Below are 24,285 nucleotides of genomic sequence, written 5' to 3'. Positions count from 1 at the left end.
CAGTTCTAGACCGAACAGCTTAGAGCGCTAAGCCTCGCGTCCTAAATGTCGTTCTCCGCGAGCGCGGGACAGGGCGATTTGTTTTTGCCGTTCGCGGAAGCGTTCGCGCCGGACGTCGTCAAATTCGTTGATACATTGATGGCAACTGACGCCATCTTCGAATTCAGGGCGATCTTTGTCCGTGGGCAGGATCGGACGACGGCAGGCATGGCAAAGCTCGTGTGGCCCCTCGGCAAGGCCGTGTTCGACCGATACACGGTTGTCGAAGACAAAACACGCACCGTCCCATTTGCTATCTTCTGCGGGCACGTCTTCCAAATACTGAAGAATACCGCCCTTCAGGTGATACACATCGTCAATGCCCTGGCTGATCAGAAAGTTGGTCGACTTTTCGCAACGAATACCGCCGGTGCAGAACATCGCAACGCGCTTGTTGTGGAAGCGCTCTTTGTTGTCTTCCCACCAGCCAGGAAATTCGCGAAAAGTTTTCGTTCTGGGATCAACAGCCCCCTCGAACGTCCCAATATCGACCTCGTAGTCATTGCGCGTGTCGATCACGACCACGTCATCTTGACCGATCAGATCATTCCAGTCCTGTGGCTCAACATAGTGTCCAACCGAAGCGCGAGGGTCGACACCCTCGACGCCCATCGTCACGATCTCTTTCTTCAACTTCGCTTTGAATTTGCCGAACGGCTGTTCTTGCGCCGACGATTCTTTCCACGCCAGATCATTGCAACCGGGCAGCGCGCGAATATGCGCCAGCATGCGGTCGATACCCTTTCGAGATCCCGCGATTGTCCCGTTAATGCCCTCTTGCGCCAACAGAAGCGAACCGGAGACGCCCTCTCTCTGGGCGATCTCGATCAATGGCCCCTGAAGCGCGGCAGGATCGTCGAAACGTGTGAAGTGATAGAGTGCAGCAATTGTATACATAAACGCGGCATACGCCCCTATTTTCAAAGGATCAAGACCGCCAATTGCTTGACCCGCCATATCACGGCCCTTACCCATTAAGTTTCAAGGAGGACCGCGCATGCGTGATGCAAACGAAGCCCTGATCGTGATTGACGTGCAAAACGACTTTTGCCCGGGCGGCGCATTGGCGGTGAGCGGAGGGGACGAGATCGTTCCCCTGATCAACGAGATGCTGCCCGAATTTCAAGTCACCGTCTTCACACAAGACTGGCACCCGGCGGGCCACAGCTCTTTTGCCTCGTCCCACAATGGGAAGTCGCCGTTTGAGACTACGGAAATGCCATATGGTACTCAGGTGCTTTGGCCCGATCACTGCATTCAAGGGTTCGATGGCGCTGCATTTCACACGGAGCTTAACACCGACCCCGCCGACATGATCATCCGCAAAGGCTTCCGTCCCGCTATCGATAGCTACTCGGCTTTCTTTGAGAATGACCGTACCACCCCCACAGGGCTTGAAGGTTATCTGCGCACACGCGGGGTCACTACACTCACGCTCGTGGGTCTCGCCACGGATTTCTGCGTCGCGTATTCGGCCATCGACGGGGCCAATCTGGGTTTCGACGTCACCGTTTTGGAACGCGCCTGCCGCGCCATCGACCTTGACGGGTCGCTTGATACCGCCCGCGCCGATATGCGCGCCGCTGGCGTAAAACTGGAGGCCTAAATGGTTGATATTGCAAGCCGGGTCTATGACCATAACTGGAAGATCGACCCGATCGTCCGATCCCTGATCGATACCGATTTCTACAAGCTGCTGATGTGCCAATCGGTGTTTCGGAATAAGCCCGACACCAATGTCACCTTCAGCCTGATCAACCGCTCAAAACACGTCCCGCTTGCCGACCTCATCGACGAAGGCGAACTTCGCGAGCAACTGGACCATATCCGCTCGCTTTCCCTATCACGCGGCGAAAGCACTTGGCTGCGCGGTAACACGTTTTACGGCAAGCGCCAGATGTTCCGCCCCGATTTCATGGAGTGGTTCGAGGGCATGCGCCTTCCGCCCTACCACCTTGAGCGCGTCGGCGATCAATACGAACTGACCTTCGAAGGCTCCTGGCCCGAGGTCATGCTGTGGGAAATTCCCGCCCTCTCTGTCCTGATGGAACTGCGCGGCCGCGCGGTTCTGCGGGGCATGAGGAAATTCGAACTGCAAGTCCTTTACGCCCGCGCCATGACCCGCATTTGGGAGAAAATCGAACGCCTGCGCGAACTCGATGACCTGCGCCTTGCCGATTTCGGCACCCGCCGCCGTCACTCCTACCTGTGGCAGGATTGGTGCGTGCAGGCGATGATCGAAGGGCTGGGCGACCGCTTCGTCGGCACCTCGAACTGCTCTATCGCCATGAAACGCGATATCGAGGCGATTGGCACCAACGCCCACGAACTGCCCATGGTTTACGCAGCCCTTGCGCAGGACGACGCCGAGCTGGCGCAGGCCCCCTATGACGTACTGGCCGATTGGCACGAAGAGCATGAAGGCAACCTGCGCATCATCCTGCCCGACACCTATGGCACGCAGGGCTTTCTGGACAACGCGCCCGATTGGCTGGCCGGCTGGACCGGCATCCGCATCGACAGCGGAGACCCCGCCACAGGTGCCGAGATCGCCATCAAATGGTGGAAAGATCGCGGCGAGGATCCGACCCAGAAAATGGTCATCTTCTCGGACGGTCTGGACACCGACAAAATCATCGAACTGCACAACCAATTCGCAGGCCGCGTCCGCACCAGCTTCGGCTGGGGCACGCTGCTTACGAATGATTTCCGAAACCTCGTCCCCGACAACGCCCTCGCCCCGTTCTCGCTGGTCTGTAAGGCGGTCGAGGCGAACGGGAGGGCGACGGTGAAACTGTCGGACAACCCCAACAAGGCGATGGGGCCGGAGGTTGAAATTGCTCGCTATAAGCGTGTGTTTGGGGTTGGCGAGCAGGTCGGGATGGAGGTAGTAGTCTAAGGGTAGAGCTCAATTATAGGGTGAAGCCTTGCTAACAATTTCCCGACTTTCCGTCAAAAACTATCGTTCAATAAAAGATGCTGAGTTTCATTTCACTAACTACACGCCATTAGTTGGATACAACAATGCAGGAAAGAGCAACGTACTCAAAGCGATTCAATGGCTCGTCGAGTACCCAGCGCTACAAGTTGGAGATTTCAACGATACCAATCTTCCCGTTGTTGTTGAGGCAGAGATTCATGGAGTAAGCGAAGGCGTCTTGGCTGCTTTGGTAGACAAGCATCGCGACAAAGTTATACCGCTTGTTAGTGAAGATGGGGTGTTTCGTGTCAGACGAGTGCAGCCAGATCCCACACTTTCCAAATCTGGCATTATAACAGAAGTCCTTGCCCCTGACGAAGGCGCGGATTGGGCTGTTCCACCCACTGGCATTCCTCAAGCGCTAACGCCACTCTTCCCTGAGGTCATCTTTGTTGGTGCAATGGAAGATTCTGCGGCCGATGTAGCTAAGAACTCTTCAGGGTCCACAATTGGAAAACTGATCAAAGCGATCATCGCCCCCATCCGCGACGATTTCGAAGATCAGATAAAAGATGCTCTAGCCCCTATTCAGGCACAGCTGGCTTCAAATAGTGAAGATAAAGACGAAAGGTTAATCAAAGTTGATGAGGTAATTCGCCAACATCTTAACGAGTTCTTCCCCGATGTTGTCGCCAAAACACACATTTCGATGCCTGATTTTGGCGAGATTACCAAAAACGCAACTCTGAAAGTATTCGAAAACCGATACGGCGATAATCGCGAAAGCGATGCATCATCGATGGGGCATGGCGCTCAAAGGTCCGTCCAAATATCTCTCGTGAACGCTCTCGCCCAAATAAAACGAGAGCATGGCAAGGCTGATGACCGCTCGATATTGCTCTTAGTTGATGAACCTGAGTTGTATCTGCATCCACAGGCGATAGCGGTCTCTCGTTCGGCTTTCAAAAAGCTTTCTGGAGATGGTTATCAGGTTGCCTTTAGCACGCATTCCAGTGAAATGATTGGCTTCGGAGATGTCTCAAACACTTTGATTTTGCGACGGACTAGAGAAAACGGGACGACTTCTGAGGCATGTTTGAAGGCAAAAATTCAAGAATGTATAGAAGAGGTGGATACCCAGGGCGAAATTCTGTTCGAACTGTCCAATTCGCGGGAATTTCTATTCAATGATAAGGTGTTTCTGGTTGAAGGAAACACAGAGAAAGCACTCGTCCCTCATCTCTACGAGTACTTCCATAATCGTAGCCTAGCCGAAGATCGTATCGGTCTCATTCCAATAGGCGGTGCAAATAACTTCCCAAACTGTAGGCTCATTCTCGAAGCGATGGGGATTGAATCCAGATGCATTGCCGATTTGGACTTTTTGCTCAAACGAGGCGCAGAAACAGGACTACATGGGGTGGCAGATGAAAGACGGCTCGCCATTCTTGATGTTTGTGGTTTGCTAAACGACAACGAACAAATTAGCTGTGGCGATGACGGTTGGCCTAACAAGGGCAAAGGAATGAGTGCAGCTCAAGCGATTGCGTTAGTTGCATCGCATGACGATGCGGTCGGTCCAATTGGAGACTTAGTCGCAGCTGCTGAAGCGCAAGGCTATTTTGTTTGGTGCAAAGGAACGATTGAAACTCATCTAGGACTCAGTGGAAAAAAGGCGTCCCATTGGAAGAGATTTGCAGAAAAATTAGCTGCAAAAGATGTTGATGATGTACCCGATCTCGATAGTGCGAAGAGGTTTTTGACATTCTGAACAGAAACAATCGCCCAACGATGCTCTTTCCCCAACTAAACCTTTAAAACCCACTCCAAAACGCCCCAAAAGCCTTCAAAACCCCGACTAATCTCGCGTTAGTTCCTTTTAACATTTCCGCCCGTCACACGGCCCCTTATCCCCCAAGGAAATTCCGAGCAGCGGTGACGGCTTTTTGGGTATAGCTGGCGACCTCCGGCCCGGCCGGATCATAGCGCGGAACCGCCCAGCCCATCGACGCAAAACGTCGTAACATCAAGAACATAGGCAGCAATTCTTCCGCCTCTTGGCTAAGCGTACGGCGTTCCCGATACCCCGCCAGCGCCGCCGCTTTGATCGCCTCGTATGCGGGTTCGCCCTCGTTCTGGGTCATCATCACCGCAAGGTCGTAAAGCCGGAACCCGAACCCTGCGTCGTCGAAGTCGATGAATGTCAGCTGGTCTTCGTGAACAAACACGTTTTCACGCAGAGCGTCCGCGTGGATCAGCCCGAAATCCGCCCCGTTTTCAAGGTAAACCGTCGCCAAATCATGCGCCACGGCCCGCGCCCGCAGCACCATGTTCCGGTCATCCTCGCTCAGCGCTGGACACTCCCAAAACCGGCCCCAAAACGGCGCGTCCCCCAGCAATCCGGGGATGTCCCAGCTATGGCGAGAGAAGCCCTCGGGCAGGGTGATGTCGTCGGTTAGGTTATGCAGTTTTGCCAGCTCGCGCCCGACGTCGCGGTAAAGGTTCGCTTGAGCCTCCGCACTGCCCTCCAGCGGCACCCCACTTGCGCCGATCGGTGACCCGTCAACCCAGCTCACCACCGTCGCAAAGTGGTTATTATCTATCGTAAAGACCAACTTACCATCGGTCGTTGGGATCGGCGCCGGGACCCGCATACCCTTGCTGGCCAGCGCGCCCATCCAGTCCAGTTCCGACCGGATCGCGTCCTCGCTCTGATAGCCCGGTCGATGTAAACGCAGGGCAGCAGGTCGCCCGCCCACGCGTACCTCGTGCACTTGATTTTCGCGGTCCTTGATCAAGCGCACATGCTGGGCGTCCCAAGTCTTAAGGGATTGTTTTAAATTGGCATTCATGCAGGCAAGGCCTTCAGTACAGCATCTAGAGTTTCAACCAGCAAATCCGCTTGCGCGCGATCAAAGCACATGGGCGGGCGAATTTTGATGCCGTGATAATGCCGCCCGACGGCGTTGAGCAAGACGCGTCGGTCACGCATTTCGTTGACCAGTTGTTTGCAGAATCCGGCGGCCGCCTTTGTGTCGCCATCAATAGCAAATTCAAGGCCCAGGAACATCCCCGCGCCCCGCACGTCAGCGATCATCGGGTGATCTAACTCGCGCAGTAGACCAAGGGCGTAGTCGCCGGTATCGCGCGCGTTATCGACGAGCCGTTCGTCGTCCAAGACGTCCAGCACGGCCATAGCCGCAGCGGCAGAAACCGCGTTGCCGCCAAACGTATTGAAGTAGCCAAAGCGATTGCGGAACTCGGCCATAATTTCGGGCCGTGTCACGACTGCAGCCACTGGATGCCCGTTCCCCATTGGCTTGCCCATGGTCACGATGTCGGGGGCAAGTCCGATCCGATCGTGGCCCCAGAAATTGCGCCCTGTTCGCCCAAAGCCCGGCTGCACTTCGTCCGCGATAATGATCCCACCCGCGCGGCGCACGACTTCGACGGTTGGATCAAGGAACCCCTTTGCAAGGTCGGGGAAGCCTTCATTTGCAAAGAACGGGTCGAGGATCAGGGTGCCAAATCCGTGGCCCTCGGCGTCTAATGCATCGATGGCTTTTTGCACTTCGTCGGCGAATGCCTGCGCCTGTGCCTCGGCGCTTCCGCCCAGCGGTGCCAACTGGTCGGGCGACGGTACTTTCTTCACCCAGTCCAGTGGCCCACCAATCGGTGTGCGTTTGGCTGACAGGTGAGAGACCAGATCAGTGTTGCCGTGATAGGTATTGTCGGTGCAGATGATCCCATATTTTCCGGTCACCGCCCGGCCCATGCGAAGGGCGATGTCGTTGGCTTCAGACCCGGTACACACCATGATCACAGTCTCAAGATCGTGGCCCATGGTACCCGTCAGACGCTCGGCATAATCCAGAATGCCCTCGTGCAAGTAACGCGTGTGGGTGTTTAACGTCGCGGCTTGGCGAGTGATCGCTTCTACCACTTTTGGATGGGCGTGACCCACGTGGGGAACGTTGTTGTAGCAATCCAGAAATCGGTTGCCTTCTGCGTCCCACAGCCATGCGCCTTCACCGCGCACGACGTGGACTGGTTTGGTATAAAAGGTGGTCATGTTTGGACCAAGAAGCCGCGCTCGGCGGTCCAGAATCGTGGAGGTATCAGCCATCTTGCATTCCGACGTTGGGGTAGGGGTTAGGTGGACTTAGATTTTGTGTCCATAGCATCTTTGTGCCAGCGGTTCAAATTAATTGCGATGACAAGTAAACCTGGTTTGCGTTAATCATCATCAACACGTCCACGCAGCGCCTTAACTTGTCCGCGCCGGGTCTTTGCGTCCATTCGACGCTTCTTTGAACCGAGCGTGGGTTTGGTGGCAATGCGTCGTTTGGGGGCAACAAGGGCGCGCCGGATCATCTCGGCAAGTCGGTTTTGTGCTATTTCACGATTGCGGGCCTGACTACGCGTTTCCTCGGCTCGGATCACTATCGCGCCATCTTGAGTCCACTTCCGACCCGCGATCCGTTTCAGTCGCGCCTTGACCGGTCGCGTTAGGTTGGGAGAACGCGCGGCCTCGAACCTCAGTTCCACCGCTGTCGAGACTTTATTGACATTTTGACCGCCTGGACCAGAGCTGCGCGTGAACGTCTCGCTTAGTTCCCAATCTTGCAGCGTGATATCGTCAGTGACACGGATCATGGGGTCAGACTAGCGCCTTGGACGTAAAACTAAAATCCCGGATTTCGCGCTGAAAGGAAAAGGGTCGCCCGCTTTGGGACGACCCTTCGAGAATTAAGGAGGTGGGACCGGTTAGACCGCGATTGCATCAGGGTCAAAATGGCCCGCATTCCTCACCGGGGGCTGCCCCGGAAAGTCGCGACCTAGATTGTCCCGGCACCTCGCTCCGTTGTATCTCTTGACATGGACACCTCCTTTCTCGCTGTTTCTATATCTAGGAGGTTGCCACATATTTTGCGTTTGTCAAAACTTTTCACGCAGGATTTGGTGAAAGTTTCGCGACGATGAGGCGAAATGGAACCAGTGCGATAAGTGCAAGTACCAGTTTTACTGACCAATCGGCGATTGCCAATGACACCCACAGGGGGGCCTCAGGGCCGACACCAAGCATAGGCACGGTGCCCCACGCCCAGTTGATCGCGCCGTCAGCAGCAGCACCAAACACCGTGATCGACGCCGAAAACGCGATGGTGAAGAACAGCACTGTGTCCACAATCGACCCGACGAGCGTCGAGGTCAAAGGCGCTTTCCACCAACTGCTTTGGCGCAGTCGATTGAAGATCGCGACGTCCAAAAGCTGGGCTGTCAAAAATGCGACGCCAGATGCGACGGCGACACGCAACGGCACTGCCGCATATTCGAAACCGTCGCCTTGCAGCATGATCTGACTTCCGATCAACGAGCAGATAACACCGGTTACAAAACCCACAAAGACAACTTTGCGTGCTGCCGCCACGCCATAGACGCGGTTCATAATGTCGGTCACAAGAAAGGCGAGTGGATAGGTGAATGCACCCCATGTCAGCCAATCGCTAAACAGGAACTGCACCAGAATATTGGATGCCACCACAATGGTGGCCATGGCAATTACGCCAGGTAGGATACGGGTCATATTGTTGGTCCGTTTTCACAAGGTTGCGGAGACTTGGCCCCTGCCAGACAGGAACGGACCGCGTTTACCGAGTTAACAAAGGTGAATCAAGCACTCAGTTCTTTGTCTCGACGTCAGGGACGACGTATTCCACAATCTCGGTGACCTGAAAAAACTTGAAGTTGTCGTCCGAAACCATGGTCAAACGGATTAGCCCGACTTCGTCACGCCAGACGGCCAGTCCCTCGAGGTTGTCGTGCAGTCCCACCTCGCTTTCCAACAGGATGGTTTCGTTGATCAGTGCATTTGGCTCCATGTCGAAACGACGGACACGACTGGTGAAACCAAAGATACTGCTCAAATGACGTTCGAGGACATAGAGCCGCCCGTCCGGCCCGATGTCTGCACCGACGGGGACGTAGGGTCGATAGCGCGGAATCGTATAGGGCTGGTCCCAGTTACTGGCACCGGGGCGCAGGCGATAGACTTTGTGGGGTGTCTTTTCAGCCCCGTCGCCCTCGGGGATCATGTAAAGTGTGCCATCCGCTGCGACTGCCAGCGCCTCTTGCGCGGAATTGGCGACCATTTTGTCGGTGGCAGGGTTGGCGGGCAGGTCCTTTCCACGCTTGTTACCCGGCGTGTATTGGACGGTGCGATGTGCAATCTCGAAGCTGACGGTCACGGTGCCGTCCTGTGCGACGGCCAGCCCTTCGCTGTCGGCCCAAATTCCCACAAGCGGCGCACCACGAGGGGATGTAAGTTTCTCAAGTTTGCTGTGTGCGACTTTGGTGATAACGCCGTCCTCGCGCGTTATCTTCCCACGCGTGACATGGCTTCGGTCTGTGATGGCGACGAATGTCGAGCCGTCGTCGCTGACGTCGATGCCGGAAAACCCGCCGAACGCGTCGTCGTTGCCGTACCAGCGATAAGCCGAGACCAGCTGAGCCTGACCAACGGTTTGGGCTTCAACATCGCGCGACAAAACGGTGACCCAAATCGCTGCGGAAACGCTGGCAAGTGCGCCTAGCGCGAGGACAAAACGGTGCGGCATTGTTGTGGCAGATCTTTCAGTGTCAACGGACCGCGTGGTTTCGACGGTTTGGGTGGTTTGGGCGGGGGTGGCTTCGGATGCAAGATATCATGGACCCAGTTTTCGGCATCTTTGCAACCATCGCCCGGAGGCGGTGGGGCTTGATCTTTGCAGCCTCGTGCCCCTTTCGGGCACTTAAGGCGGACATGGAAGTGGTAATGATGGCCCCACCAAGGGCGAATTTTCCGCAGCCATTTGCGGTTGCCCTTCGCGGTTTTACACATCTGAACCTTGGCACCGGGAAAAACAAAGATCCGTGCAACGCGTGGGTCCTTGGCCGCCGCTTTGATGATTTCGTGATGGGCACGGGTCCATGAATTGTTCACATAGGCGCCCTTCGCACGGCGCAACGAAATCGACGAAATATGCTCGCGATCATTGACGCTAAGTGCCAGTGTCTTGGGCGGTCGCATCCAAATATCGGCATCTAGCCCGATCTGGTGCGAGCGATGCCCGGACAGCATCGGGCCCCCGCGCGGTTGGCTCATGTCACCGACATAGAGCCCTTTCCAACCGGGTTGGTTTGCGGCCTTACGGGACAGCTTCTTCACGAAGTCAATCAGCTCGGGGTGGCCCCAGTTGCGGTTGCGCGACAAACGCATCGCCTGCCATGTGGGACCAGTTTGGGGAAGTTGAACGCCGCCAGCCAGACACCCCTTGGCATAGGACCCAAATGGGGCGGCCTTTTGCGCAGATCCCTTACGCTCCACGCCGAACAGGTTTTTTGCAGGCGTTTGGGCTGTACCGCTTGTTGCAGCCGTACATAGAATGATCAGCGCCGCAGCGGCTTTGCGAAGAAAGTTTGGGATCATGATACGGCCCCCTATGATGCCTCACCTTCCGGTTTAACCCAGATCAGTAGCAAAAGCCCCAGTGCAAACAATCCGATCAGCGGAGACACGCCGAGCCGCGCGCTGCCGGTCATTGTGGTGAACCAAGCGATCAAAGCCGGGGCCATGAAGGCCGTCGCGCGCCCCGACAGGCCATAAAGCCCGAAGCTTTCTGCCGGAGCATCCGGATCGGTGTGACGCACCATCATTGACCGGCTGGCCGATTGCAGTGTGCCTCCCATACCCCCGATCAGCATGCCGCATCCGAAGAAGATCGCGTCGGGCAAGGTGGAGTCGGGCGGCAGAGCGATGCCAAAGATTGCTTCCCGTGTCATGTTCACAATCAGAATACATACGGCGATCAGGACCAGAATGGAGCCGATGATGACCGGCTTGGGCCCAAGTTTGCCGTCCACGCGACCGCCCAGCCAGCTAAAGATTGCTGCCGCAAGCCCTGCTATGATTCCAAAGATACCAATTGAGACGATAGACCAATTCAGAACCAAGCTGGCATATACGCCGCCAAAACCATAAAGCCCGTTTAGCGCGTCGCGATAAAACATCGAGCTGCCCAAGTAAGACGCAAGGCTGCGCTTGTAGCGAAGCCCTTTAATCGAGCGGCCGAGGATTGCGAATGCACCTGACAGGCTGTGTTTGCCACCAGGTTTTGGAACGTCTTTTACCCAAAGGGCGTATGGCACCATAAAAATGATAAACCAGATGGCAACGAAGGGGCCGACGATCCGCGTCCCTTCGCGTGCATCAGCGTCCAAAAGTCCGAAACCGGGCGTGAGGCCGACAAGAGTTTTGCCGTTGGGCTGTTCCATGAAAAGCGTCAGCATAATCGCCAGTGCCACAAGGCCACCGATATAGCCGAATGCGAAGCCCGAGCCAGACACCTCTCCCACTTCATCTTGATCGGCCAGACTGGGAAGCTGCGAATTGGTGAACACCAGCGCAAACTCGGCGCCGATAAAGCCAAGCGCGAACAATAGGATCATCGTCCATAGATTTGATCCGTCAGGTTGCGTCCACCAAAGTGACGTGGCACCGACAACATAAAACAGGGCAAAAAAAGCGACCCATGGACGAACTCGGCCTGCGGTGTCAGCCAGCGCGCCCATAATAGGTGCGCCGAACCCGACGATAAGGCCGGCAGCTGCCAATCCCCAAGACCAGATGCTCTGCGCTTTGGCGTCGGCGGCCTCTTCGGCCAAACCTTGCGTCATGAAGTATTCAGCACCGACAGACGCAAAATAGGGACCGAAGATGAAGGTCAGAAGGAGCGTGTGATAGGGTTGGCTGGCCCAGTCGAACCAATACCACCCCCAAATGCGCTTGCGCGTCGAAATTTCTGCCATGCCTGCTCCCTGTTTTAAGCGATCAAACAGCTAAACCGGGGCTCGGGCAAGTGTTCTCATGCTTCAGGCGGCCATGGACGCTGCGTCTCGGCGTCGATCCAGGCCTGAACCCAGCTTGGCAGGGTGGGCGACGGGCCGTCATGACCAATCGCCTCGACCACGCGCGCTGTTGGCACGATCCCGTTGTGATCCGTCACAGCCGAGCGATAGAGTATCTGGTTGGCGCAGTCTTCACCCAGCCACATACTTTGTTCCAAATAGATGAACCGATCGTCCCAACCCACAACGCGGCTGCGCATTTCAAGCCGTGTGAAAGTGCGGATGCGTTTGCGATACCGCACCGATGCCCCTGCCATGGTCAGGCCCCAGCGGTTCTTTAACAGCATGCGGCTTAGCCCTGTGCGCCCTGCCAAGGGGATGCGGCCCAGGTCATACAGTGTCAGCGTGCGGCCATTGTTCAACTCGCGCCAAAGATCAATGTCCCACGGCCAACAGCGGTGGTGGCTTATATGGGTGCCGGTAACGGGCAGCGGTTCGGCCCGCGCGTTTTTAATCAGTTCCTTGGTCATGCGGATAAAGGGGTACATGGCGGCTCCTCTGCGTTAGGTCTGATCTGCCCATGGTTGCCCCTTACGTCAACCGAAACCGCGCGTCACCCTTGTTCTTGGCGCCCATTCGACCTAGATGGAGCTAAGCAGTCTTCAAGGAGCAGATATGCAGTCGTTGTTTCAAATTTTGTCGCTGATCGCTGACATCGCCTGGTTCATCGTGATCGCGCATATCGTGATGTCCTGGTTGATTAATTTTCAGGTTTTGAACCTGCGCCAACACATGGTGGCGCAAATCTGGTATGGACTAAACCGCATACTAGAACCGGTTTACTCGCGCATCCGGTCATTCCTGCCTCAGACTGGTGGCCTTGATTTCGCACCATTGGTGGCACTGATCGCTTTGATGGCCATCAGGATTATTCTGCGCAACAACTTCGGTTACTACTAAACCCTTGCCCCTGAATCGCGGCCATGGGAATGTGCTGACAAAATACTGAGCAGCACAATATGCCCCGCGATTTGGACCTTTTGAAAACCGTTTTCGGTTTCGATGAATTTCGCCCCGGACAGGCCGAGATTGTCGAGGCCGTGTCACGCGGTCAGAACACCTTGGCGATTATGCCAACAGGTGGCGGTAAGTCCCTTTGTTTTCAGTTGCCCGCACTAATCCGGGATGGGGTTACGGTCGTGATCTCTCCGCTTATTGCATTGATGCGTGATCAAGTGCGCGGGCTTCAGGCTGCAGGCGTGGCCGCGGGGGCTTTGACATCTGGGAATACCCAAGACGAAACCGATGCAGTTTTTGATGCTTTGTCGCGGGGCGAGCTGAAGCTGCTTTATATGGCGCCCGAGCGGTTGGCGTCGGGCGGCACGCTGAATCTTTTGAAGCGCGCTGGCACGACTTTGATCGCCGTGGATGAAGCACATTGCGTTAGCCAATGGGGGCACGATTTTCGCCCCGACTATCTCAGGATCGGAGAGCTGCGGCGCGCACTCGATGTCCCTCTGGCGGCCTTTACGGCCACCGCAGACGAGGAAACCCGCGCCGAAATCATACAAAAACTGTTCGATGGCGAACCGCCCAGCAGCTTTCTTCACGGGTTCGACCGACCGAATATTCATTTGGCGTTCGCAGCCAAAGACAACCCGCGCAGCCAGATCCTTAACTTTGCGGCCGCGCGTAAGGGGCAATCCGGTATCGTGTATTCAGCCACGCGCGCACGGACCGAGACGCTTGCGCGCGCACTTGCCGAGGCTGGCCACCCAACTGCGCATTATCATGGCGGGATGGGCGCTGAGGATCGACGCGGGGTAGAGCGGCGCTTTCAACAAGAAGACGGTTTGATCGTGGTCGCGACCGTGGCGTTCGGCATGGGGGTCGACAAGCCTGATATTCGCTGGGTCGCACATTCCGACCTGCCCAAATCGATCGAGTCCTACTACCAGGAAATTGGGCGGGCTGGGCGCGACGGTGCCCCCGCCGATACGCTGACGTTATTTGGGGCGGATGATATTCGACTCAGACGGTCCCAGATTGACGAAGGATTGGCCCCGCCGGAACGTCGTGCCGCAGATCATGGGCGTTTGAACACTTTGTTGGGGTTGGCCGAGGCGCATGGCTGCCGGCGCCAACAACTTCTTGAGTATTTCGGAGAGACGTCCGACCCCTGCGGTAATTGCGATTTGTGTAGCGCGCCGCCAGAGCTTTTCGACGGAACGGTCGACGTGATGAAGGCGCTGTCGGCCATATTGCGTACGGGCGAATACTTCGGATCAGGGCACCTGATCGACGTTTTGCGTGGCAACCTGACCGATCGTGTCAGGGAGCGGGGCCACGACAGTTTGCCAACATTCGGCGTTGGCCGGGATCACGATAAACGCATGTGGCAAGCGATCTTCCGACAGATGCTTGGTTTGGACCTTGTACGTCCAGACCCTGAACGTCATGGCGCGCTGCGGATCACCGAGAAAGCGCATCCAGTGTTGCGGGGCGAAACAGGGGTCGAGTTGCGACGCGATACCTTGCGCACATCATCCAGACGTCCGGCCGTGAAGATGATGGTCTCGGAAGAAGATGCGCCACTTTTGTCCGCACTGAAGGCCAAGCGCCGCGCGCTGGCCGAAACCGCTCGCGTTCCGGCTTATGTCGTTTTCAATGATAAAACGCTCATTGAAATGGCCGAGAAACGCCCCGATTGCCTGGATGCAATGGCACAGATCAACGGTATCGGTGCGAAGAAGCTGGAAAGTTATGGCCGTGCGTTTCTAGAGGTGATTGCGGGTGATACACCCGACGTTCATCCCCAGCGTCGCAAGCTTGCCGGTCGCGCGGCGGGAAGCATCTACGACCAAATACAACAAAGCGTGTCGGATCTGGCACGGGGCGAGGACGGTATCGGGAAGTATCTATCAGTGACCGCATCAACGATGCGCCAGATCGCCGAAAAAAAGCCGACGAACATGGATGATCTGATCCGTATATCAGGCATGACAGACCAAAAGGCAGAGCGGTTTGGCCCAGCCTTTTTCGAAATAGTACTACAGGAGCGCTGATATGCTGGTTGTTGTTTCCCCGGCCAAACGGCTGACAGAAGGCGAGGCGCTGAATAAGGGTGCAAGCACGCCAGTGTTTCGCGACGACGCAAACGAACTTGCCCGTGCGGCAAGAAAACTAACCGCGAAGGACCTACAGAAGCTTATGGGTATCTCTCCGGCATTGGGTGAGCTGAATAAGAACCGGTTTACCGTTTTTGGCTCCGGGGAAGGCGAACGCCCAGCGATCGAGTTGTTTGCTGGCGACACCTATGCCGGGCTTGAGGCGCACACGATGGAAGAAGACGAGCTGCGCTATGCGCAGGATCATCTCGGCATTCTGTCGGGCTTGTATGGGCTGTTGCGGCCTCTGGATCAGATCGCACCCTATCGCCTTGAAATGGGGACGCGCATGAAAAATGTGCGGGGTAAGAATCTTTATGAATTTTGGGACGACCGCATTGCCACCGAACTGAATGCTCGAGCGGGCGCGACCGAAAGTCAGACCCTGATCAACTGTGCTTCGGTCGAGTATTTCTCGGCTGTGAAACAGGAGGCGCTGAATATGCGGGTCATCACGCCCCATTTTTTGGATGTAAAATCCGGCACACCAAAGGTCGTCAGCTTTTTTGCCAAGAAAGCCCGTGGGTCGATGGCACGCTACATCGTACAAAATCGTGTTCGTGACCCGCAGGACCTGAAAGACTTCGACTTAGGTGGATATTGCTATCAACCCGACATGAGCGACGGCGACACGATTGTGTTTCTTCGCCCGGAAACCTAAGCTTCAACCTCGTGGATCGGAGTGCTCGCATCCTGCGGGCAACTTGCCAAAATCTCCTTCATGATCTCTGTCTTCTTAAGCGGCTTGGTCAGGTGCTGGTCCAAACCATGGGAAAGGATTTCCTTGTCATCGCCCACGAGAGCGTGTGCCGTGAGGGCAACGACACGAGTGTGACCCAGAGATCGTTCTTTCTCCAACTTCCGAATGCGCCGCGTCGCTTCTTTTCCATCCACTTCGGGCATTGAGATATCCATGAAAATAATGTCTGGTTTGAAAGTCAAAAAACCCTCGACTGCCTCCAAGCCGTTATTTGCGAATTGCAGCTCGATATCGAGCTTCTTTAGTAGTTTTGAAAACACCAACTGGTTGGTCTTGTTGTCCTCAGCGGCTAATATGCGCATCTTGCGTAGGTCGGTGCGATCCGTTTGAGCGAGGAGCATCGGAGCGTCCTCCGTTCGCAGTTCTGCTTCGGCAATGATTTCCTGAGTTTCCGAACCGATACGGGTAATGATCTCGAACACAGTTCTCCGAGTAAGGGGCATCTGGAGGACACGCGTCGCATAGCCAGCGTCTTCACTATTCTTGGATGAAATTGATGGCGGCGGAGCCACGAAGTATAGTGGAGCCCTGCAGTTTTGCGCTCGCAAATCCTGCATCAATGGGACCACACCATTCGATCGCGCTATGGCGCAACACTGCTCGTCGACCATAATCAGCTGCGCATTTGCGACACTTTCTGTAGATGTGTTCAGCGGATTGAACATCTCGACACGTAAACCGGTGGCCTCGAAACGCTTCGCCAGAATCTCGCGATTTAGAACGTCGCCCATCGCAAGTAGTACGGGCCCTGCGTCTTGTGGTAGTTTTGGCGGCTCCATCGTTTCTCTTACCGGCAGCGTGATATGGAAGCCAAAACATGACCCGATACCTTGCTGGCTATCGACCCAGATTTCGCCATCCATGAGCTCAACCAACTGTCGTGTAATCGCCAGACCAAGTCCGGTGCCTTCAAACTTGCGATTACGCTCGCTTTCGACTTGATTGAATTCGCCAAAAATATGCGCCTGCATATCATCGGGTATGCCGATCCCGCTATCTTCGACGGTGATATGGACCTTTTGTTCCTGATCGTCCCCCATGGGTAGTCCAATAGCGCGCACTAGGACGTGACCTTTAGCGGTGAATTTGACGGCATTACCAACCAGATTGGTCAAAATCTGACGAAGGCGGACGACATCGCCGTAGAACTTTGACGGCAAGAACAGGTCAAAATCCAGGGTTAGCTGTATACCTTTTTCGTGTACCGAGGGTTGGAGCAAAGTGACGACATCAAGTATCACTTGCTCAAGATCGAAGACTTCAGGGTGAAGTGTAAGCTTGGCGGCCTCGATCTTGGAGTAGTCCAGCACATCGTTGATAATCGTCAGCAATGCGTCACCCGATTGGCGAATGGTATTCACATATAGCCTTTGTTCGTCGTCCAGCTCTCCTTCCGCCATAATCTCGGCCATCGAAACGACGCCGTTCATCGGCGTCCTGATCTCGTGGCTCATATTGGCGAGGAATGCAGATTTGGCGCGGTTGGCGGCTTCCGCCCGATGGCGCGCATCTTTCAACTCGGCTTGATACTTGATGGTCTCGGTGATGTTCAGGCCAAGACTAACCATATCGCCATCGCGAGATCGCCTGTCGACACATTTGATATGGGTGCCATCCCAAAGTCGCAGCACGACGGGTTCTCGTCTTTCTGCGCGCCAGCGATCCAGCATCATGTCGCGCCACGCCAATGGGCGCATGTCGCCAATATCTACGATCCCTTCGTCCGTCGCGATGTGTAGGATGTCCGTATAGGGGATCCCGGGGGTCACACATGTCATGCCGTCGAATGGCTCAAGATATGCGGTGTTGGCGGCAATCAACTTCTCAGAGGCGTCGAATACCGCGAATCCATCTTCAATCGTTTCAAGCGAATCCCATAGGCGGCGTTTTGCAATCACAACTTCCTGATTTGCCCGTTCTAGATCGGCGCGGACCTGAGTGTTCTCACCCTTGATCTCCTCGACCGTTTCACGGGTTACGTTTATCTCATCAGAAAGGCTGAGCGCGTGTTGAGACAACATACGATTCGCGTTTGTCAGCTCAGCCTCTTTTTGCGCCAAAAGTCGCTCAGCGGCCATTCTGGCACGCCTTTCCTGAGCTAGAATATTCTCGATCTTCATCCCCGGTTCTCCGAGTTCCGCTTCCTGTCCGACACAGCATTGCCGAACAGGGTGAACAGGGACTTAACGAAAGTGAAGATTTGGAAAGCCTAAACGAAAAAAGCCCCGGCGAGAGTGCCGGGGCTTGTCATTGGGTTGAATGAAATCAATCTTCGTCTTTTTCGTCACTGTCAGGCAGGTTGAAGAAGCTGTCTGCGTCTGGCAGTTCCTCTTCTTTCTCGTCGTCCGGTGCGGCAGACAAAGTGAATGTCTCCAATCCTTCGATTGCGCTGGGCATTTTCGGTTCGGTGTCCATGGCCAGGCTTTGCTCGGTCGACACCAGTTTGCGGCGTTCGTCATCCGACATCACGCCACCTTCTTTGGCCTTCTTCGCCGCAGCTTTCTGAACGGCAAGGTCCAACTCGCTTTGCTTGCAAAGCCCAAGGGCCACCGGGTCAATCGGCTCCATGTTCCCGATGTTCCAGTGCGTACGTTCGCGAATCGATTGGATGGTCGGCTTTGTGGTGCCCACAAGCTTGGCAATCTGGGCGTCAGCAAGTTCGGGGTGGAACTTTACCAGCCACAGGATCGAGTTTGGACGATCCTGACGCTTGGACAGGGGCGTATAGCGCGGACCGCGGCGTTTCTCTTCACCGGTCGCGGCGGCATAAAACTTCTGCTTCAGCTTGTGCAGCGGATTGTTTTCGGCCTTCTCAATCTCGCCCGCGTCCAGTTGGTTATTTGCAACCGGATCAAAGCCTTTAACACCGGTGGCGACATCACCGTCGGCGATGCCCTGAACCTCAAGCTCATGCAGGCCGCAGAAATCGGCAATCTGCTTGAAGCTGATTGTTGTATTGTCCACCAGCCAAACGGCAGTGGCTTTTGCCATGATCAGTTTGCTCATCTGAACACTCCTTCAAATCCAACCCCGGATACAACTTTCCCGCGCCCTGGCTGGGCTGCCTGTGTCGCGTGGACTTTATCAGGCCGGTTTCCGTTGTCGGGGAACTTGAGGTCTATATAAGGGGGATAGGGGAAAGAGGGAAGGCAAAATGCGACAGGTCATATTTGGTGGCATTCTCTGGCTGGTTTCTGCAATGGGACTGTTCGCCGATGGCGAACGGGCGGGTGAATTTGACTACTATGTACTGGCGCTGAGCTGGTCACCAAATTGGTGTGCCGTCGAAGGAGATAAACGAGGATCAGAGCAGTGCGACCCCGAGCGCGACCTTGGTTGGGTCGTCCATGGTCTGTGGCCACAATACGAAGAGGGTTGGCCAAGCTATTGCCCCACATCCGCCCGCGCCCCATCGCGCAGTATGACCAAAGCCCAAGCCGATATTTTCGGAGCTGGCGGTGCCGCCTGGTATCAATGGCGCAAACATGGCGTCTGCGCCGGATTGCCAGCCGAAGACTACTATGCCCTCGCGCGGCAAGCCTATGAACAGGTGAACCGGCCCGAGGTTCTGCGAAAACTTGAAACCCCCGTCCGGTTGCCTGCATCCGTGGTCGAAGAGGCCTTCTTGCAAGCCAACCCAGATTGGCACCCGGATATGCTGACCATCACCTGCCGAAGCGACCGCATCCAAGAGGCGCGCTTGTGCCTGACAAAGGACTTGGAGCCAAGGGAATGTGCACGAGATGTGCGGACAGATTGCCGAGCGCAGAAGGCGTTGATGGATCCGGTGAGGTGAGTGATTGGAGCGCGTGATAGTAGGCCTCGAACTGGTGCGATTCTCATCAACTCCGAGTACTCAGGATGACAAAATTGGATGAAATCGAGTTCTCCCGAATGATCGATTGCGGCTTCCCCTACGACGATCGACGTGCTGCAATTGCAATAATTGACGAAGCTAGTGCCATTTCGGCAAACGCTGTGTTTGTAGTTCTCGATGAACTGTGTCGTCCGGGGGTAGGTAGTAAAGTTACTGAAAAAACTCTTTCGGAGCTGATCGAAATTTGGGATAGCCGCGTTGAGCATCCATTGTCCCAGTATTTCGCACCAGCGGCTCATTTGCTGGCACAAGGCTCCAGTTTGCCGTTTGATAGTGCACTTGAGCTGATGGATCGTGTCGCATCATTCCGCGGGATGTATGCTGCGCTCAATATTGCCTATCTATCTGCCGATGATAGCGATGATGTATTGGGTGCGAGGGAGCGCGAAATACGTGCTGACTGGGATTCGACATCATAACTCCGAAGAGTTGCAACCTCGACCACTCAAACCTCCAACACAATCTTCCCAATATGCGTGCTGGACTCCATCCGCGCGTGTGCCTTTGTTGCATCTTCCAACGCAAATGTCTGATCCATCACGGGCGCGACGCGGCCAGCGTTAAGCAATGGCCAGACCTCGTCGGCGAGTTCCTCGGCGATGCGGGCCTTCGCAAGGTCTGACTGAGGGCGCAGCGTCGATCCAGTCACAGTCAGGCGCTTGGCCATGATCATCGCGAAGTTGATCTCGGCTTTGGGGCCGGACAGGAAGGCGATGTGCACCATGCGGCCTTCAACCGCCAGCGATTTGATATTGCGGGCGATATAGTCGCCACCCACCATGTCGAGGATCAGGTTGGGACCGCCTTCGGGCTTCAGAACCTCGACAAAGTCTTCGTCTTTGTAATTGATGGCCCGTTCTGCACCAAGGTCGCGGCAGACCGCGCATTTCTCATCCGACCCGGCGGTCGTGAAGACGCGTGCACCGAAGGCGCTGGCAAGCTGGATTGCAGTGGTGCCAATACCGGAACTGCCACCATGTACCAAAAACCGTTCGCCCGCTTGCAACCCGCCGCGCATGAAGACGTTGGACCAGACAGTGAAGAACGTTTCGGGCAAGCAGGCCGCTTCTTTCATGCCCATGCCGTCCGGAACGCGCAGCGCATGAGCGGCTGGCGTGGTAACGTATTCGGCATACCCTCCGCCGGGCAGAAGGGCGCAGACCTTGTCGCCGATGGCCCACTGGCTGACACCGCTGCCCACAGCAACGACCTCGCCTGAAGCTTCAAGACCGGGCAGGGGGCTGGCGGTCGGGGGCGGCGCATAGCTGCCTGCGCGTTGCAGTGCATCGGGGCGGTTTACACCGGCAAAGGCCACGCGGATCAGGATGTCCTGTGGGCCGGGCGTTGGAATGGATTGTTCAGACAGTTGAAGAACCTCGGGGCCACCCGGTTCGGTGATCTCAATCGCGCGCATCGTATCGGTCACGTGTTGCTTCCTTCTTCGTCAGGCTGCCACCGGCCCGGATAGTTTGGATTTGGCGCGCCGGGTGCTTTGATCGCATCAAGGATTTTGCCGGGGCCGGACATAAACGCTTTGTAAAGCGGGGTGCCCCGCGCCTGTCCCTTGATTTTTTCAATCTGCATCACGTCGTCGATACGGCGATCAAGGAAGGCCCATGTCGCTTCGTTCACGTCGCTGTCATCACCCAGCCAGAACAGAACGACCGAGGAATAGACGGCCGAAAGCGTTGCCCGTTTTGTATACCAATTCAGATCGGTCGAGCTGTCGCCAAGTGTTTCCCAAATCAGTCCGCAGGTGTGCCAAAGGGCTGCGGCCCCATCGCCCGCATTCTGGGGCAGGGCGAAAAAGGCCATGCCCTTGCGCACCAGTTCTTTGTCGGCGACTTCAAGCCGGAAGCGCACCCCGGCGGCAATCTTGTCGCGAAAGCGCATTTCGTTCAGGTCCGCACCCGTCAGTCGATCCGCCATCAGGGCGTCACCCGCGCGATGATAGGCCAGTGCTAAGTCCAATGCCCCACGTGGGAAAATCGCGCGGGCGTCAGCTTCTGAGACGTCGCAATCTTGTGCGGCTGCGTTCAGGGTTGCGTCGCTCCACCCATCAAAGGGAACATGGGCAATCGCGGCTTCCAGCAATCTGTCTTTATCGGTCATTGGGCATTCCTCGCATTTGACGGTGAACTGGACAAGGGGGGCATCGCCTGCTAAAGGGGCGTTTCCTGCAATTACGCAAACTTTAACTTAGAAAGGTGGTGACAACCACATGCAGGTTTCGGTACGCGATAACAACGTAGACCAAGCGCTTCGTGCGCTGAAGAAGAAACTTCAGCGTGAAGGTGTCTTCCGCGAAATGAAGCTTCGGCAACATTTCGAGAAGCCCTCCGAGAAAAAAGCGCGCGAGAAGGCTGAAGCAATTCGCCGTCAACGCAAGCTGGCTCGGAAGAAAGCACAACGCGAAGGAATGATGTAAGTCATCCCCAAGCGACCCGGTGAGTGGGTTGTCAACTACTCGCCAAAAACGACCCCCGCAGCAGCCGCTTCGGGGGTTTGTTTTTCTTGGATTGAGGTTCGTGGCCGAGCGGATATGGTGAGCTCATGGCCTATCGTATTATCGTCACAGCAACCTACCCACGCGATGCTGACACTGTGTTTGCCGAGGCCTGCGAGTTTTCGGAATTGGTTGAGGCAATGAAAGGCATAGCCACCTACAAGGGGCTGCCCAATGAAGCTGTGGAAGAGGGCAAAACCTATGTGGTGGATGTGACTCTGTTTGGGATCATCAAGAACCCCGGCCATACAATGTTTGCAGAGCGGCTGGACCGGCAGGCACGCATCATCCAAAGCCGCGAAAGCAATCCGTCCGTCAGTCGGTGGGACCATGAATTGTCCGTACAGCCGCGTGGATCGGGAGCTGTCTGGACAGATACGGTCGAAATTGACGCCTCACGTGGTGCATGGTTCACCGCGCAATTCGCCCGGTTCGTTTACACGCGTCGCCACAAGAAACGTGTTGCGGAAACTCTGACGTCAACGATTGAGAAAATCTGATCTTTATCGGTTCCGCCATGCGTCCAGAATGTACCGGCTGGTCATCAAATCCAAATGCGCCCCACCTCCGTTCTTGTAGAGCGTGATGTCCTCTGGCGCGCGTTGAAACACACCAGCTTGATGATCGTACAGGTCGCCGACTATGTCGTCTTTGTGGATCACGCCGCGCGCCAGAGGGTCTTTGAATTCGCCGATATGATCCAGAACAGTATCTCTGCTGTCCATGAACAAACGGGCGCGGGTTAGGGCGTCGTCGTCAGTCTCACGCATATCGGGGCGATAGGCTCCGATTAGGTCGAGGTGCTGACCGGGTCTCAACCAAGCGCCCTTAATGATCGGCTCGGACGTCATCGTGGCTGATGTGATGATGTCTGCTTGCGCGATGCCGTCTTCAAGCGACATGATTGCATCGGTTTTGTCATCTTCATCGGCGAACCGCTCAGCCCCGGCTGCGCTTCGGTTCCAGATCAGAAAGCGGGCCTTAGGGAATAATGCGCCGTAGGCTTCCCGCAATGTGCGCCCGACCGTTCCGGCACCGACGATAAGAATGACTTTGCTGTCAGGGCGGGCCAAAAGGCGCGCGCCAAGCACGCTGTCGCCAGCGGTCTTCCATTTGGTGACCAGATGAAAATCAACGATGGCCTCTAACAGGCCAGTGGTATCGTCGTAGAGGTTCACTGCCCCGTGGATCAACGGTTCACCACGTCCCGGATTGCCGGGCATGATGTTGGCAGTCTTCACAGCGCTTCCCAACCCGTCGATCCACGCCGAGCGTGTCAGCATCGTATCGTCGCCACGATATAGGAACGTATCACCAATATGTGCTTTTGGCCGCATATGACCGTCAAGTATGGCATCGGTCAAACCACGCCAATCAAGTAAACTGTCCGCTTCGAAGGGGATCATTTCGGGGGTCATAGGTCGACCTCGTCAATCAGGTTTCGAGCGATCAGATGATCTGCCCAGATGCGCGCGCTGGTGAAGTGATGCGTTTGCCATCCTCGCTGGCCAGCTGCCTCGATATTCTCGTCTCTGTCATCGACAAACAAGAGCTTTTCAGGGGAAATCCCGCAATCCTGTTCTACCATGTCGTAGATGCGGGCCGCAGGTTTGGTGACACGCATGTGGCCTGAGATATAGGGGCGATCAAAGTCGTTTAGAAAGCTGAACTTGTCTTTGGCCAGGTCAAAGGTTTCGCGTCCGAAATTTGACAGCGCGAACACCGGAATACCCCGCGATTTTAGAGCATGAAGCGTTCTGACGGACAGGCCGATCGCCGGCTGTGCCATGTCGAGCCACCGGTCATGCCACATACGAATCTCGTCACGAAAGGCTGGGTAGGCGTCGGCGGTGTCATAAATTATATCGCGAAAACCTTCGCCCTGATCAACGCGATCATTCATGGCGTGCAGGTCGACGGCATCAAACATTTCACGGCGGCGATCAGGTCCGATCCATTGGTCATAAAGCTCTTCGGGTTGCCAACGGATCAGAACGTTTCCGATGTCAAAAACAACCGCAGAGACCGGTCGGTGGGCAGTAGGAATTTTGGTCATGGTCGGACCCTAGCGGAGTGAAGACGGTTTGCAAGGCATATGCGGGGCCTCGCAGGTCGGGGGGCTCTGCAGCC

Annotated in this window: 25 protein-coding genes; 10 read left to right on the top strand and 15 right to left on the bottom strand. The window is 55.8% G+C overall.

The features are described from left to right. Positions 1 to 27: 27 nt before the first annotated feature. Positions 28 to 936, bottom strand: coding sequence for an oxygen-dependent tRNA uridine(34) hydroxylase TrhO (gene trhO / locus V6N04_RS12095; RefSeq protein ID WP_371170506.1), 909 nt, complete (start codon positions 934 to 936; stop codon positions 28 to 30). 100 nt (positions 937 to 1,036) lie between these two features. Here trhO and pncA point away from each other — a divergent pair, with 100 nt between their 5' ends. From pncA to V6N04_RS12080, 3 genes are read left to right on the top strand one after another with little or no spacing between them, the layout of a single operon-like run. Beyond that, the gene (gene pncA / locus V6N04_RS12090) at positions 1,037 to 1,645 is read left to right on the top strand and encodes a bifunctional nicotinamidase/pyrazinamidase (protein WP_371170431.1); all 609 of its coding nucleotides are present in this window, start codon (positions 1,037 to 1,039) and stop codon (positions 1,643 to 1,645) included. Then, positions 1,646 to 2,938, top strand: coding sequence for a nicotinate phosphoribosyltransferase (gene pncB, locus V6N04_RS12085; protein WP_371170430.1), 1,293 nt, complete (start codon positions 1,646 to 1,648; stop codon positions 2,936 to 2,938). Positions 2,939 to 2,966: 28 nt separating this feature from the next. Then, the gene (locus V6N04_RS12080) at positions 2,967 to 4,730 is read left to right on the top strand and encodes an ATP-dependent nuclease (RefSeq protein WP_371170429.1); all 1,764 of its coding nucleotides are present in this window, start codon (positions 2,967 to 2,969) and stop codon (positions 4,728 to 4,730) included. A 136-nt stretch (positions 4,731 to 4,866) separates the two neighbouring features. Here V6N04_RS12080 and V6N04_RS12075 read toward each other — a convergent pair whose 3' ends face one another. The 8 genes from V6N04_RS12075 to V6N04_RS12040 form a co-directional block, all read right to left on the bottom strand. Next, entirely contained in the window at positions 4,867 to 5,811 is a 945-nt protein-coding gene (locus V6N04_RS12075) for a phosphotransferase enzyme family protein (RefSeq protein ID WP_371170428.1), read from the bottom strand. Next, a complete protein-coding gene (locus tag V6N04_RS12070; RefSeq protein ID WP_371170427.1) occupies positions 5,808 to 7,085 on the bottom strand; it encodes an aspartate aminotransferase family protein in 1,278 nt (425 codons plus the stop codon). The genes V6N04_RS12075 and V6N04_RS12070 overlap by 4 nt, the downstream gene beginning before the upstream one ends. 110 nt (positions 7,086 to 7,195) lie before the next feature. After that, positions 7,196 to 7,615: an alternative ribosome rescue aminoacyl-tRNA hydrolase ArfB gene (arfB, locus tag V6N04_RS12065; protein WP_371170426.1), complete on the bottom strand. Its 420-nt coding sequence runs from the start codon at positions 7,613 to 7,615 to the stop codon at positions 7,196 to 7,198. Between the two features lie 292 nt (positions 7,616 to 7,907). After that, positions 7,908 to 8,546 carry a queuosine precursor transporter gene (locus V6N04_RS12060; RefSeq protein WP_371170425.1) on the bottom strand — a complete coding sequence of 213 codons (639 nt, stop codon included), beginning with the start codon at positions 8,544 to 8,546 and terminating at the stop codon, positions 7,908 to 7,910. Positions 8,547 to 8,640: 94 nt separating this feature from the next. Next, the gene (locus tag V6N04_RS12055) at positions 8,641 to 9,576 is read right to left on the bottom strand and encodes an esterase-like activity of phytase family protein (protein WP_371170424.1); all 936 of its coding nucleotides are present in this window, start codon (positions 9,574 to 9,576) and stop codon (positions 8,641 to 8,643) included. Further along, positions 9,549 to 10,427, bottom strand: a complete 879-nt coding sequence (gene mepA / locus V6N04_RS12050) for a penicillin-insensitive murein endopeptidase (protein WP_371170423.1) — start codon at positions 10,425 to 10,427, stop codon at positions 9,549 to 9,551. Before mepA ends, V6N04_RS12055 begins: the two co-directional genes overlap by 28 nt. Positions 10,428 to 10,438: 11 nt before the next feature. Then, a complete protein-coding gene (locus tag V6N04_RS12045) occupies positions 10,439 to 11,806 on the bottom strand; it encodes an MFS transporter (RefSeq protein WP_371170422.1) in 1,368 nt (455 codons plus the stop codon). A gap of 56 nt (positions 11,807 to 11,862) precedes the next feature. Next, a complete protein-coding gene (locus V6N04_RS12040) occupies positions 11,863 to 12,393 on the bottom strand; it encodes an acyl-CoA thioesterase (protein ID WP_371170421.1) in 531 nt (176 codons plus the stop codon). Positions 12,394 to 12,520: 127 nt separating this feature from the next. Here V6N04_RS12040 and V6N04_RS12035 point away from each other — a divergent pair, with 127 nt between their 5' ends. The 3 genes from V6N04_RS12035 to yaaA are packed head-to-tail and all read left to right on the top strand — an operon-like array spanning position 12,521 to position 15,673. After that, positions 12,521 to 12,805 (top strand): YggT family protein, encoded by a 285-nt coding sequence (locus V6N04_RS12035; RefSeq protein WP_371170419.1) that lies wholly within the window; start codon positions 12,521 to 12,523, stop codon positions 12,803 to 12,805. 59 nt (positions 12,806 to 12,864) lie between these two features. After that, complete coding sequence (recQ, locus tag V6N04_RS12030) at positions 12,865 to 14,910, top strand: DNA helicase RecQ (RefSeq protein WP_371170418.1); 2,046 nt, start codon at positions 12,865 to 12,867, stop codon at positions 14,908 to 14,910. Between the two features lies 1 nt (position 14,911). Beyond that, entirely contained in the window at positions 14,912 to 15,673 is a 762-nt protein-coding gene (gene yaaA / locus V6N04_RS12025; protein WP_371170417.1) for a peroxide stress protein YaaA, read from the top strand. On the opposite strand, the gene V6N04_RS12020 is transcribed toward yaaA, so the two are convergent. Further along, on the bottom strand, positions 15,670 to 17,850 hold the full coding sequence (locus V6N04_RS12020; protein ID WP_371170416.1) for an ATP-binding protein: 2,181 nt from the start codon (positions 17,848 to 17,850) through the stop codon (positions 15,670 to 15,672). The two genes, yaaA and V6N04_RS12020, sit on opposite strands and share 4 nt — an antisense overlap. Before the next feature lie 187 nt (positions 17,851 to 18,037). After that, the gene (locus V6N04_RS12015) at positions 18,038 to 18,778 is read right to left on the bottom strand and encodes a DUF1013 domain-containing protein (RefSeq protein WP_371170415.1); all 741 of its coding nucleotides are present in this window, start codon (positions 18,776 to 18,778) and stop codon (positions 18,038 to 18,040) included. 148 nt (positions 18,779 to 18,926) lie between these two features. On the opposite strand from V6N04_RS12015, the gene V6N04_RS12010 reads away from it, so the two are divergent. Together V6N04_RS12010 and V6N04_RS12005 are read left to right on the top strand one after the other, a co-directional pair. Then, positions 18,927 to 19,568 (top strand): ribonuclease T2 family protein, encoded by a 642-nt coding sequence (locus V6N04_RS12010; protein ID WP_371170414.1) that lies wholly within the window; start codon positions 18,927 to 18,929, stop codon positions 19,566 to 19,568. 74 nt (positions 19,569 to 19,642) lie between these two features. Beyond that, positions 19,643 to 20,068: a hypothetical protein gene (locus tag V6N04_RS12005; protein WP_371170413.1), complete on the top strand. Its 426-nt coding sequence runs from the start codon at positions 19,643 to 19,645 to the stop codon at positions 20,066 to 20,068. 26 nt (positions 20,069 to 20,094) lie between these two features. On the opposite strand, the gene V6N04_RS12000 is transcribed toward V6N04_RS12005, so the two are convergent. Both V6N04_RS12000 and V6N04_RS11995 read right to left on the bottom strand, forming a co-directional pair. Further along, positions 20,095 to 21,075 (bottom strand): NAD(P)H-quinone oxidoreductase, encoded by a 981-nt coding sequence (locus tag V6N04_RS12000; RefSeq protein WP_371170412.1) that lies wholly within the window; start codon positions 21,073 to 21,075, stop codon positions 20,095 to 20,097. Then, complete coding sequence (locus tag V6N04_RS11995) at positions 21,072 to 21,761, bottom strand: COQ9 family protein (protein WP_371170411.1); 690 nt, start codon at positions 21,759 to 21,761, stop codon at positions 21,072 to 21,074. Before V6N04_RS11995 ends, V6N04_RS12000 begins: the two co-directional genes overlap by 4 nt. A 109-nt stretch (positions 21,762 to 21,870) precedes the next feature. Here V6N04_RS11995 and rpsU point away from each other — a divergent pair, with 109 nt between their 5' ends. Both rpsU and V6N04_RS11985 read left to right on the top strand, forming a co-directional pair. Next, on the top strand, positions 21,871 to 22,077 hold the full coding sequence (gene rpsU / locus V6N04_RS11990) for a 30S ribosomal protein S21 (protein WP_091427324.1): 207 nt from the start codon (positions 21,871 to 21,873) through the stop codon (positions 22,075 to 22,077). Between the two features lie 125 nt (positions 22,078 to 22,202). Then, positions 22,203 to 22,655: a hypothetical protein gene (locus V6N04_RS11985; RefSeq protein ID WP_371170410.1), complete on the top strand. Its 453-nt coding sequence runs from the start codon at positions 22,203 to 22,205 to the stop codon at positions 22,653 to 22,655. Between the two features lie 3 nt (positions 22,656 to 22,658). Here the strand turns inward: V6N04_RS11985 and V6N04_RS11980 are convergent, their stop codons facing one another. Both V6N04_RS11980 and V6N04_RS11975 read right to left on the bottom strand, forming a co-directional pair. Further along, positions 22,659 to 23,573 carry an ornithine cyclodeaminase family protein gene (locus tag V6N04_RS11980; protein WP_371170409.1) on the bottom strand — a complete coding sequence of 305 codons (915 nt, stop codon included), beginning with the start codon at positions 23,571 to 23,573 and terminating at the stop codon, positions 22,659 to 22,661. Further along, positions 23,570 to 24,211 carry an HAD family hydrolase gene (locus V6N04_RS11975; protein ID WP_371170408.1) on the bottom strand — a complete coding sequence of 214 codons (642 nt, stop codon included), beginning with the start codon at positions 24,209 to 24,211 and terminating at the stop codon, positions 23,570 to 23,572. Before V6N04_RS11975 ends, V6N04_RS11980 begins: the two co-directional genes overlap by 4 nt. Between the last annotated feature and the right edge of the window lie 74 nt (positions 24,212 to 24,285).

Source organism: Aliiroseovarius conchicola (assembly GCF_041403445.1).
GTDB lineage: Bacteria > Pseudomonadota > Alphaproteobacteria > Rhodobacterales > Rhodobacteraceae > Aliiroseovarius > Aliiroseovarius conchicola.
This window is presented reverse-complemented; position numbering and strand designations above follow the sequence as displayed.

Coding starts and splice junctions, on each gene's coding strand:
- V6N04_RS12060 (WP_371170425.1), bottom strand. CDS start 8,546: ATGACCCGTATCCTACCTGGCGTAATTGCCATGGCCACCATTGTGGTG.
- V6N04_RS12020 (WP_371170416.1), bottom strand. CDS start 17,850: ATGGCCGCTGAGCGACTTTTGGCGCAAAAAGAGGCTGAGCTGACAAAC.
- pncA (WP_371170431.1), top strand. CDS start 1,037: ATGCGTGATGCAAACGAAGCCCTGATCGTGATTGACGTGCAAAACGAC.
- V6N04_RS11980 (WP_371170409.1), bottom strand. CDS start 23,573: ATGACCCCCGAAATGATCCCCTTCGAAGCGGACAGTTTACTTGATTGG.
- V6N04_RS12015 (WP_371170415.1), bottom strand. CDS start 18,778: ATGAGCAAACTGATCATGGCAAAAGCCACTGCCGTTTGGCTGGTGGAC.
- V6N04_RS12055 (WP_371170424.1), bottom strand. CDS start 9,576: ATGCCGCACCGTTTTGTCCTCGCGCTAGGCGCACTTGCCAGCGTTTCC.
- V6N04_RS12075 (WP_371170428.1), bottom strand. CDS start 5,811: ATGAATGCCAATTTAAAACAATCCCTTAAGACTTGGGACGCCCAGCAT.
- trhO (WP_371170506.1), bottom strand. CDS start 936: ATGTATACAATTGCTGCACTCTATCACTTCACACGTTTCGACGATCCT.
- V6N04_RS12010 (WP_371170414.1), top strand. CDS start 18,927: ATGCGACAGGTCATATTTGGTGGCATTCTCTGGCTGGTTTCTGCAATG.
- rpsU (WP_091427324.1), top strand. CDS start 21,871: ATGCAGGTTTCGGTACGCGATAACAACGTAGACCAAGCGCTTCGTGCG.
- mepA (WP_371170423.1), bottom strand. CDS start 10,427: ATGATCCCAAACTTTCTTCGCAAAGCCGCTGCGGCGCTGATCATTCTA.
- pncB (WP_371170430.1), top strand. CDS start 1,646: ATGGTTGATATTGCAAGCCGGGTCTATGACCATAACTGGAAGATCGAC.
- yaaA (WP_371170417.1), top strand. CDS start 14,912: ATGCTGGTTGTTGTTTCCCCGGCCAAACGGCTGACAGAAGGCGAGGCG.
- V6N04_RS11975 (WP_371170408.1), bottom strand. CDS start 24,211: ATGACCAAAATTCCTACTGCCCACCGACCGGTCTCTGCGGTTGTTTTT.
- V6N04_RS12040 (WP_371170421.1), bottom strand. CDS start 12,393: ATGTACCCCTTTATCCGCATGACCAAGGAACTGATTAAAAACGCGCGG.
- recQ (WP_371170418.1), top strand. CDS start 12,865: ATGCCCCGCGATTTGGACCTTTTGAAAACCGTTTTCGGTTTCGATGAA.
- V6N04_RS12070 (WP_371170427.1), bottom strand. CDS start 7,085: ATGGCTGATACCTCCACGATTCTGGACCGCCGAGCGCGGCTTCTTGGT.
- V6N04_RS12045 (WP_371170422.1), bottom strand. CDS start 11,806: ATGGCAGAAATTTCGACGCGCAAGCGCATTTGGGGGTGGTATTGGTTC.
- arfB (WP_371170426.1), bottom strand. CDS start 7,615: ATGATCCGTGTCACTGACGATATCACGCTGCAAGATTGGGAACTAAGC.
- V6N04_RS11995 (WP_371170411.1), bottom strand. CDS start 21,761: ATGACCGATAAAGACAGATTGCTGGAAGCCGCGATTGCCCATGTTCCC.
- V6N04_RS11985 (WP_371170410.1), top strand. CDS start 22,203: ATGGCCTATCGTATTATCGTCACAGCAACCTACCCACGCGATGCTGAC.
- V6N04_RS12035 (WP_371170419.1), top strand. CDS start 12,521: ATGCAGTCGTTGTTTCAAATTTTGTCGCTGATCGCTGACATCGCCTGG.